Below are 3,830 nucleotides of genomic sequence, written 5' to 3'. Positions count from 1 at the left end.
TGTTTTTTTTTTATACGAGCGGGGGGCGGGGGGGTTCCCCCCGGGCGGGCCCCACCGGCTGCACCTGCGGGGCCTGTGGGGAGGCTCAGCCGGTGGTGACCGCGGTGTCGTCGATCAGGAAGCTGGTGGCCAGAGACGAGTCCTCGGTACCGGTGAACTTGATCGTGACCGTCTTGCCCTTGAACGCCGACAGGTCAAGGGTCCGCTGGGTGTAGCCGCTCGGCGTGGCGTTGGAGTACGTCGCCAGGGTGGTGGTGCTGGCGCCGTTGACGACCTGGGCCTTCAGCGTGTCGTACGCCGTGGTGCCCGACTCCTTGGTGTCGATCGACAGGAAGAAGCTGAGCGTGGGAGCCGCAGCGGTGGCCGGGATGGTCACCGTCTGCGACAGGGTGTCGGTGTGCGCGCTGCCGTACCCGTCCAGCCAGGCGTAGTACGAGCCCGAGTGCGCGGTGGCGCCGGTGTCGTTGGTGATCACGCCGGTGCTGGAGGTCCAGTTGACCGCGCCGGACTCGAAGCCCGGGTTGGCGAGCAGGTTGGAGCCGCTCGGCGGGGGCGTGGTGCCGCCGCCGCAGGTGGTGGAGGTCGGGACGACGGCCACGCCGCTCCAGGCCTTCTCCACCGCGGTGCACTGGCTGCTACTCGCGCCGTACAGGTCGATCGCGGCCTTGATGCTCGCGGTACGGGCCTCGGGGTAGGTGGTGCCCGAGGTCATGTACGTGGTGAGCGCGCGGTACCAGATCTTGCCCGCGGCGGCGTTGCCGACGCCGGTGACCGTCCCGCCGTCGCAGGTCGGGCTGTTGCCCCACTGGGAGGAACCGGAGCCGACCGCCAGCAGGTAGAAGAAGTGGTTGCCCACTCCGGAAGAGTAGTGCGGGTCGAGGTTCTTGGTGTTGGTGGTCCAGCAGCTCTGCGAGACGCCGTCCTTCTTCGGGTCGTCCATGTACCGCAGCGGCGTGGAGCTGATCTTCTCGCCGATGAGGTAGTCGGGGGCGTCGACCGAGCTGTTGGCGTTGAACTCCACCAGGGTGCCGAAGATGTCGCTGGTCGCCTCGTTCAGGCCGCCCGCGTCGCCGAAGTAGTTCAGGTTGGCGGTGGCGGAGGTGACACCGTGGCTCATCTCGTGGCCGGCGACGTCGAGTTCGGTGAACGGCTTGTCGCCGGGGGCGCCGTCGCCGTAGATCATGCTGAAGCTGGTGTCGTCCCATCCGGCGTTGGCGTAGTTGTTGCCGTAGTGCACGAAGGAGCGGGCGCCGACGCCGTCGTTCTTGATGCCGTTGCGGCCGTGCACGTTCTTGTAGTAGTCCCAGGTCGCCTGGATGCCGAAGTGGGCGTCGGCCGCGACGGTGGCGCGGTCGCTGAGCGTGCCGTTGCCCCACACGTTGTCGGTGTCGGTGAAGGCCTTGCCCCAGCCGGCCGGCGGGCTGTCGTTGGTGGCCGTCAGGTTCTGCGCGTCCCGGGTCTCCCCGTTGCCGCGGGTGGCGTCCTTGAGCTGGTAGCCGCCGGAGATGGCGGTGGTGGTCAGCGGGACGTCGCCCACCTGGTAGCCGTGGCCGGTGCCGTCGACGGTGTGGAAGGCGTTCCACGTCTGCCCGACCTTGCCGGTCACGGCGTCCACGAGCACGTTGAAGTGGCTGGGCGACTGGTCGGGGGCGATGCCGTCGACGGTCACCTGCCACGCCAGCCGCGGAGTGCCGGAGAGCGCGTCCACCACCAGCTTGCTGGTGGTCTTGGCGCGCTTGCCCTGGAACTTCTGCTGCGCCAGGGTCTCGGCGCGCTTGGCGCTGACCTTGGGGGTCACCGGAAGGGAGAGGCTCTTCTTGAGGGTCAGCGTGCTCTCGCGGAACGCCCCGCTCGGTGCGGAGTGCACGATGACGTCACCGCCCAGGACGGGCAGGTCGCGGTATTCACGCGTCATGTGCACGTGCCGGGTGCCGTCCTTGTCGACTAGCACCGAGGCGGACTTGAAGGTGTCAGCCGAGCTCGCGCGAACCGCTGCGGGGTGGGCGGCGATCGAATCGCGAGCGTCCTGGATGGCCTGGGTCTTGTCGGCCTTGGGCGGGTGGGGCCGAGCGGCGTCGTCAGCGACGGCGGGGGATCCCACGCCGGCTATCAGCAGGCCGCTGACGGCGAGCGAGATCGATGCGGCGAGAACAGTTCTCTTCATGGGCCGGGATCGTGGCCGTGGTCGGGAACCTGGGTCAACGGGCGCCAACTCTGTTTATTTGCGGGCGCTGTGAAGAGACCGGTGACCGGATCTTCCTCGGCCACGGCTCAGCCGCACCCTGAGCTTTGGTCAAAACTGTTCACAGAGTGTCTAACGTCTCGTCGATATCCAGCCTGACCGTGGCTAGCCTGTCGCCGATTCATCCCCCCACGAGGGCGCTGCCGTAGACCGTGTCCCCCATCCCCAGGCACGCAACGCAGGTGCAGGAGGCGAGAGACTGGTGGACACCAGTGGCTCAGCACGGCCGGGCAGTCGGCCCAGGTCCCACCGCTACTGGAGCTGCAGACCGTGCAACAGCGAGAACAAGCAGCGGATCTCCTCGATCTGCTCCGCACCGGCCCGTTCGAGGCCGCCCTGGACTGCGCCGTGCGGGCCAGCGGGCTCAGCCTCGAACGCATCCAGCACCGGCTCGCCGAGCACGGCGTCGAGGTCAGCGTCACCACGCTCAGCTACTGGCGACGCGGCCGCAGCCGCCCCGAACGCCCCCGGTCCCGGCAGGCCGTCCGGCTCCTGGAAGAACTGTTGGGAGTTCCCACCGACGGCCTGGTCTCGCTGCTCGGCCCGCGCCGCCCTCGCGGCCGCTGGGTCAACCGGGACTCCGAGGTGCTGGAGACCGCGCACCTGTGGCGGGAGTTCGTCAGCCTCCCCGAGCTGCTGGCCGAGCTGGGCAGCACGGACGACGGCCTGCTGCGCGTCGCCGCCCACGACAGCTACGCGCTCGACGCGCAGGGCGCCGGGGCTGTGCTGACCACCCGCCTGACGCTGAAGGCAACCCGAGACGGTGTGGATCGCTGTGTGGTGGTCTTCCGCGGCGAAGACCCGGACAGAGCACTGCCCGAGTTCGCCGACGTGCGCAACGCCCGCCTCGGGCGGTTGCGCTCGGATCGCAGCGTGCCGTTGGTGGTCGCCGAACTGTTCCTGGATCGCACGCTGTCCGAGGGCGGGACCACACTGATCGAGTACACCTTGCGGTTCCCCGAGAACGGACGCCGCGCCGAGCAGTGCGGGCGGGGCTTCCCCGCCCCCGCCCTCCTCTACACCCTGGAGGTCGCCTTCCACCCGGACGCCGTGCCGGTGCGCTGTCGGTCCTGCTTCAGTACCGCGGTCACGGGCGAGCCGGTGACCGGGGAACCGGTGTGGATCAGTGCCGCCGGCCGGGTGCACGCCGTCTTCGAGAACCCGGGGCCCGGCTTCCGGTCTCTGCGCTGGGAGTGGAACTGAACAGCGGCGACGTTTGATGCCACCTTGCCGAAGTCGCACGGGAGGGCGTCCATCGGTTCCTGTCCGTCCATGATGAAGCCGTGGGCCGGTACACCTCCACCCCGGCCTGATGTGACCTACGCGGGGTCCTGGGACCCGGCGTAGTCACGTCAGGCAACGGCGACCATGTCGTTCTTCGGTAGCAACTCGGGCATCCCCTCCACCAGCGCCACGACTCCGACTACCTCGCCGACCTCGGAACCGCTCACCCAGACTGGATAGATTCCGTCCCCCGTCGTCGCGAAGGCCACCTAGAGCATGTCTCTTTGACCGGTGATTCTCGTGGTGGGGCTGGTTAGTCTGCTGCGATGACGGACAGCGAGCTGATCGTTGACCTGCGGGGTCG

General features: G+C 68.7%; 2 protein-coding genes. One reads left to right on the top strand and one right to left on the bottom strand.

Annotated elements, in window-relative coordinates:
- Positions 1-85: 85 nt before the first annotated feature.
- On the bottom strand, positions 86-2,164 hold the full coding sequence (locus ACFCY7_RS40140) for a M4 family metallopeptidase (RefSeq protein ID WP_376491028.1): 2,079 nt from the start codon (positions 2,162-2,164) through the stop codon (positions 86-88).
- Between the two features lie 348 nt (positions 2,165-2,512).
- On the opposite strand from ACFCY7_RS40140, the gene ACFCY7_RS40135 reads away from it, so the two are divergent.
- The gene (locus ACFCY7_RS40135; RefSeq protein ID WP_376491027.1) at positions 2,513-3,445 is read left to right on the top strand and encodes a hypothetical protein; all 933 of its coding nucleotides are present in this window, start codon (positions 2,513-2,515) and stop codon (positions 3,443-3,445) included.
- Positions 3,446-3,830 lie beyond the last annotated feature (385 nt).

It is taken from the genome of Streptomyces sp. NPDC056361 (genome assembly GCF_042262805.1).
In the GTDB taxonomy this organism is placed as follows: Bacteria; Actinomycetota; Actinomycetes; order Streptomycetales; family Streptomycetaceae; genus Streptomyces.
Note: the sequence above shows the minus strand (reverse complement) of the source record. Positions and strands in the feature narration are given on the sequence as shown.